At 40.1% G+C, this 5,728-nt stretch carries 7 protein-coding genes; 1 reads left to right on the forward strand and 6 read right to left on the reverse strand.

Going from position 1 to position 5,728, the window contains the following annotated elements:
* A partial coding sequence (locus AC1DRF_RS15125; protein WP_477741058.1) for a hypothetical protein occupies positions 1 to 505 on the reverse strand: 505 nt, incomplete at its 3' end.
* Between the two features lie 174 nt (positions 506 to 679).
* Here AC1DRF_RS15125 and AC1DRF_RS15130 point away from each other — a divergent pair.
* Positions 680 to 1,045 carry a DUF3221 domain-containing protein gene (locus AC1DRF_RS15130; protein ID WP_016765167.1) on the forward strand — a complete coding sequence of 122 codons (366 nt, stop codon included), beginning with the start codon at positions 680 to 682 and terminating at the stop codon, positions 1,043 to 1,045.
* A gap of 11 nt (positions 1,046 to 1,056) precedes the next feature.
* Here AC1DRF_RS15130 and AC1DRF_RS15135 read toward each other — a convergent pair whose 3' ends face one another.
* The 5 genes from AC1DRF_RS15135 to AC1DRF_RS15155 all read right to left on the reverse strand — a co-directional run.
* Positions 1,057 to 1,989: a patatin-like phospholipase family protein gene (locus AC1DRF_RS15135; RefSeq protein ID WP_427075116.1), complete on the reverse strand. Its 933-nt coding sequence runs from the start codon at positions 1,987 to 1,989 to the stop codon at positions 1,057 to 1,059.
* 129 nt (positions 1,990 to 2,118) lie between these two features.
* Positions 2,119 to 4,029, reverse strand: a complete 1,911-nt coding sequence (locus AC1DRF_RS15140; protein ID WP_477741059.1) for an ABC transporter permease — start codon at positions 4,027 to 4,029, stop codon at positions 2,119 to 2,121.
* Positions 4,016 to 4,783 carry an ABC transporter ATP-binding protein gene (locus AC1DRF_RS15145; RefSeq protein ID WP_477741060.1) on the reverse strand — a complete coding sequence of 256 codons (768 nt, stop codon included), beginning with the start codon at positions 4,781 to 4,783 and terminating at the stop codon, positions 4,016 to 4,018. Before AC1DRF_RS15145 ends, AC1DRF_RS15140 begins: the two co-directional genes overlap by 14 nt.
* Positions 4,780 to 5,136 carry a DUF1093 domain-containing protein gene (locus tag AC1DRF_RS15150; RefSeq protein WP_427075118.1) on the reverse strand — a complete coding sequence of 119 codons (357 nt, stop codon included), beginning with the start codon at positions 5,134 to 5,136 and terminating at the stop codon, positions 4,780 to 4,782. The genes AC1DRF_RS15145 and AC1DRF_RS15150 overlap by 4 nt, the downstream gene beginning before the upstream one ends.
* 87 nt (positions 5,137 to 5,223) lie before the next feature.
* Positions 5,224 to 5,728: ATP-binding protein (locus AC1DRF_RS15155; protein ID WP_477741061.1), on the reverse strand; the 505-nt coding region annotated here is incomplete at its 5' end.

The raw sequence follows: 5,728 nt of genomic DNA on the forward strand, positions 1-5,728 counted from the left end.
CCGGATATTCGGGCTTGTACATTTCGACTTTCTGATCGGGATTTTCTTCTAATCTTGCAATTACTCGTTTGAATCCTTCATATGCAATCCACCAATCGCTTCCGGTTTCATCGGTAATAAAACAAATAGAACCGTCAATTAAATGAAGGTTTTGCTTGATATCATCAGCATTTGTAAAATACGCATTTCCAAACGTTTGAAGACAATGATCGCAATAACCTGCTTTGCCTCCATCTTTATAAATCCAGTGCGCAATTGGCTCACTGCAGTCTTTACACGTATTCGTCACTTCTTGGAGAAATGTTTTTCCGCTCCACTGTTCCTTTTCATCTTCAAAAACGGTCCATGCTAAATAACTTTCCGTTTGCTCTGAAATAAAAAGGCGAAACGGCTCGTCTCGATGCCAAAAGTGGATATTTTGTTCATCTGATTCTTCAAAGTCAATGACAAAATTATCTCGTTCTAATATATGTCGAATAACGTTGGTTAAAAAGGTAACATCCATATAAGGACCTCCCGTACTAAGCGTGACTTYTAGTAAAAATAGCGTTTATGAGTTAAAACATATCATGCGTGCTGAAATAACGTCAACGATTACCTCTTGCTTTCTCCGAAAACTGGAAAAGAAATGGTCAAACGCGTTATAATGGTAGTCATGTTGAAACGGAAAGGAGATTTTATGAAGTTTACCGTTCAATCAACTGCACTTTTTCTTCTCTTTTTTATTTGTTTAAGCGGCTGTTCTGATAACGCCGAGCAGTCAAAAAAGCCGGCCGGCTATTTAGTTCAAGGGCGCATTTTAGAAGTGAAACAGGATGAAATTCTTATTGCAAACGTCATTCCGCGAGATACTGCGCTTGACTATACAACAAAAGAAATACTTGGTTCTAGCGATGTACAGCCTATTTATGTAAAAGTTTCGGATGATCAAACATACAAAAAAGGACAGCTCGTTAAAGCATGGCTCAAGAAAGACAAAAGCGTTCAGTATTCCGTTCCGGCAAAAGGCGAAGCTGTTGAAGTCAACATTTTAAAACAGCCGTAGAAAAGCTCCTGTTACGGGAGCTTTCTTCGTGTCAGCTGCCGTCCGGTCCGATTCATTTTATGCTGTTCAAAATCCCACTTTTCTAAAAAGTGCTTTGCTGATATATAACCAGATTCATATAAAAATTCGATTTCTTCTTCCTTTAAGGCAAAATCCGTTGCCGTAATCACTCCCGTTGGAATTTGCACCGTTCGTTCTCTTGTCTCCGCGTTCAAATACCGCAAATCATGAGCTTGCAGCATCGTGGTAAACATACTTTTAAATAGATGCACTGGCGTCGGAATAATAGCGGCTGTATCAATTTCTTCTTTTACAAATCGAAAGCCAAACGTCGGGAAACGCGGATGCTCCGTATCAAACAGCCAAATTGGAAAATTGCTTAAAAGCGCCCCATCGACAATGTATGACCTCTTGAACCCTTTGGATTTCCAGATGACGGGACGAAAGAAAAAAGGAATGGACGCACTCATCATCACAGCTTGTGAAATCTTCATGTCGCTTGGCTGCATTCCATATCGTGGCAAGTCATCAGGCAGCACAAGCATCTGTCCGTTCGAAATGTCTGAGGCAATAATTTTCAGCTTATCTGCCGGCAAATCCGCAAACGTTTCGATTCCTTTTTCACGCATCAGACCATACACCCATTTTTCTAAATAATCATTTTTATAAAAGCCTAAATGAACCATCAGTTCAATCAAGTTTCCAATCAGGGGAATTCGATTAATGATCGTTTTCCCGCGAAACTTAGCATAGTCCATGTTTTGAAGCTCTCTGCGAATTTCACCGCTTTTATAGCCGCTCGCTAAAAGTGCCGCAATTAACGCTCCCGCTGACGTACCTGCTAGACGCTGCCATTCTACATTGCTTTCTTCCATCGCTTCAATCGCACCCGTGAATGCAATTCCTCGGACGCCTCCCCCTTCGAATACAGCATCTGCTTTCACATTTTTCCCTCCAATACAACTCTCTACTTTTTCTATACCCTTTTTTTATATTCAGGGTTTCATTACTCCATACCTTTTATTTTCCCAACAAAAAAAAAGACTGTTTCTTTGATCGAAACAGTCTTTTCTTTACAGTCGCTTTATTACCATTCGGTAGTAATTCATTGTCAGCCCGTAGAAAAAGAAATAAATAATCCCGTATACTGCATCCGCTATTAAAACAGGGACTATCAGACTTTCACCGGTTAGATTCGTAATGACGTTCAGCGCAAATAGACTGTGCAAGATACCAATTACTAAAGGCAAACCAAACGTAAACAGCTGCTGCTTTCGAACGGCGCTCATCATTTGAGACACTGAAAACCCAAGCTTACGCAGGACTTCAAATCTTTTGCGCTCTTGTTCGGCTTCGGAGATTTGCTTAAAATAAATAATACTGCCCGTTGCCATCAAAAAGACGAGCCCTAAAAACCCTCCAATAAAAATAAACAATCCTTTACTCATTAAGCCTGCCTGAAACACATCATAGTATGAAGTACGGCTTTCGCCAGCTTCTTTTGCGATTTGATGATAGTTCTTAGTAAGTTCATTTTGTTTGTTTCCATCATCGGTATTAAATACGTACACCGCTTGCTTTTGTCCAGCTTTTAAAAGCTTGTTAAATGTATCGTGGTTGACTACAAACTGATAGCCGGCACTGTCAGAATCAAGAATGAGCAAAGGCTCGGATTTAACGACTTTTAAAGCAAGCTGTTCTGATTTGCTCAGCTCCACAGCTGCGGTTTTACCTGTACTAGGTTTAAACACTTTTCCTTTTGCCATTGAATCAAAAATAACAGTTTCGTTTGCGCTTAGCGCAGGGACCGAAACGCCATTCTTACGTACTTCTTCTTCATCTAAAAAGCTGATTTGTTCCCTATCTTTATAGTAGCCCGATGTAATAAATCGAAAATCCGATAAATCAGCAGAGTGCTTCACGATATGATAGACGTACCGATTTGATTGGATATCTAGCTCATCCAGTACATMCATAAATTCTTGCGCTGCTTTTTTGCTGTGCAGCGTATAGTCATAAGGCTGCATGCTTCTGGCGTCGGCTTTTGTATTGTAGTACGAGGAATACGTCACACCAACTGCTACAAGTGTAGTAGCCGACAAAATCGTAATTAGGGTTAACACTCGTGCATTTGCTTTAATTCGATACATCATAGTAGAAACGCTTAGCATATTTGCAAACGAATAATATCGGTTCGCATGCTCTCGGTAAAGCCCCATCAGCCACTCAATTGTGGCTTTAAAAAGTAAAAATGTACCGAAAATGACCGAGAACAGTACAACGGCTACAATTAGAAAAAACTTAGGTGTCACAATGTTTCCCGATGAAAGGTAGTATCCGTAGCCAACGAGTAAGATACCCAGTCCTCCCACTACAATTGAGCGTTTCGAATTCATTTTATTTACGCGTTCACTTTTGCTTTCTGCTTGAAACAGATCTAATAGCGTATAGCGGTACATAATAAAATAGCCTTGAAACGATATAAAAATGGTAACAATCAAAAACACTACGGCTGTTTTTAAAACCGCTTGAAAAGAAAATGTGAGCGTAATCGAAAGCGACAGTCCCATAAGCTTTAGTAAAAACAGCACAAACAGCCTTGAAAACACGGTACCTAGTAAAATACCGACCACCAAAGAAAAAATCCCCAGCAGCATATTCTCATAAAAGATCATTTTTCCAATCGTACGTTTTTCAATGCCGACTAAATGATACAGCCCGAGCTCTCTCTTACGCTGCCCGATAAAAAATGAGTTTGTGTACCAAATAAAGACAACAATAAAGGTAAGCAGAACGTAGTTTGAAGCATTAAAAATGCCCTGCAGCCTCAGCTCTTCTCCAATAAACTTTGAAATCGATTGGTCGTACTGAAGCGTAGCGAACACATAGTACACAATAATACTAAAAATCATTGAAAAGAAATAAAGACTGTACCGGCTAATATTTTTGCGCATATTCTTTTTAACAAGATCAAATACGGTCATAGCCTTCACCGCCTAATGCGCCTTGAATGTTCATAATTCGTTTAAAAAATGCTTGTCTCGTTTGTTCGCCTTTAAACAGCTCCGTGTAAATTTGTCCGTCTTTAATAAACAGCACGCGGCTGCAGTAGCTTGAAGCCAGCGGATCATGCGTCACCATAATAATCGTGGCACGGTCTTCTTGATTTAATTGCGACAGCTTTTCAAGCAGGCTTGAAGCAGCTTTGGAATCAAGAGCTCCGGTAGGTTCATCGGCGAAAATAACAGCTGGATTCGTAATCATTGCTCTCGCTGCTGCAACGCGCTGTTTTTGTCCGCCAGAAATCTCATACGGATACWTATCCGCCAGCTCATAGATGCCTAGTCGCGTTGCGGTGTCTTTAAGCTTCGCTTCCATCTCTTTCTTAGACATTTTTGTAACCGTAAGCGGCAGAAGAATATTTTCTTTTACCGTTAACGTATCCAATAAATTATAATCTTGAAAAATAAACCCTAAATGATTGCGTCTGAAAGCAGACAGCTTCTTATCTTTCATGAGCGCCACGTTTTCTCCTTGAATCCATATCTCGCCATCGGTGGGACGGTCAATCGTTGAAAGAATGTTCATCAGCGTCGTTTTTCCCGCTCCAGATGGTCCCATAATACCGACAAACTCTCCTTCTTCGATTGTAAAATCAATTCCTTTTAGCGCTTCGTATACATTTCCTCTTGATCCAAACGTTTTGGTTACATTTTTTCCTTCAAGAACAATGCTCACTTTTCCTCCTCCTTTCGTTCTTTTGTAGGCCACACGCTTTTCACTCGCTGCGGCAGCTCATTCTTTGTTATAATGTCATATTTCCGAACTTCATTGCCTCGAACGAAAAGGTCAATAACCGTTCCTTCTTTTAACTGTTTAATCGTTGTAAATGTTTGAAACGTTGTTTGTCCTTTTTCGTTTATCACTGAAATTGTATATTGAACTCGTCCATACTCATCCACTTTTTTTGCTTCTTTTGGGATAATCCCGTATTGATGCTCCGTTGCGGCTTTTTGATAAATCTTTATTCCTCCTATACCTGCTCCTACAACCAAAAGCAGAGCTAAAAGGCTAATCCACTCTCGCTTCATGTACGTTCCCTCCTTGTGTATAGCTCTATCTTACTTTGAAACAAGGAAAGATTCGTTTGARGCAGATGACAATCTCAGCGTGCAATCTTACATTTTTGAAAGGTTATCAAAAGAATTCAGTTTGTAGAAGGTCAGGATCACCGTGGTGCCTTCGTGTAAAAGTGAATTCACTTCTATTCGATGGCCAAGAGCATCTGTAATTTTTTTTGAAAAATACAGCCCTAGCCCCGTAGCTCCCTTCGTTTTTCTTCCCGCATTTCCTGTGAATCCTTTTTCAAAAACCCGGGGAAGATMTTGAGTTGGAATCCCTTTTCCTTGGTCAGCGATAAATAACTTTACGTACTTTGGCGTTTCTTCACTAAAAAAAGAAAGCTTTCCTTCTAGAGGGCTATATTTAATGGCGTTAGACAGCACTTGCCTCACAACAAACTGCATCCATTTTGGATCAGTGTGCACCAGTATGTCTAGATTTTTTTCATCAATATGCAGTTTCTTTTCAATACACCATTTTGAGAAGTACGCAACGTTTGGAAAAACAAGTTCGCTTAGCGACACTGCCTGCACCTGATAATCTTTTTCTAAGTACTGCAGG

This window comes from Priestia sp. P5_B4 (assembly GCF_056400385.1).

Excerpts from the sequence above, each read along its gene's own strand:
- AC1DRF_RS15150 (WP_427075118.1), bottom strand. The coding sequence starts at position 5,136 with ATGAAGCGAGAGTGGATTAGCCTTTTAGCTCTGCTTTTGGTTGTAGGA.
- AC1DRF_RS15130 (WP_016765167.1), top strand. The coding sequence starts at position 680 with ATGAAGTTTACCGTTCAATCAACTGCACTTTTTCTTCTCTTTTTTATT.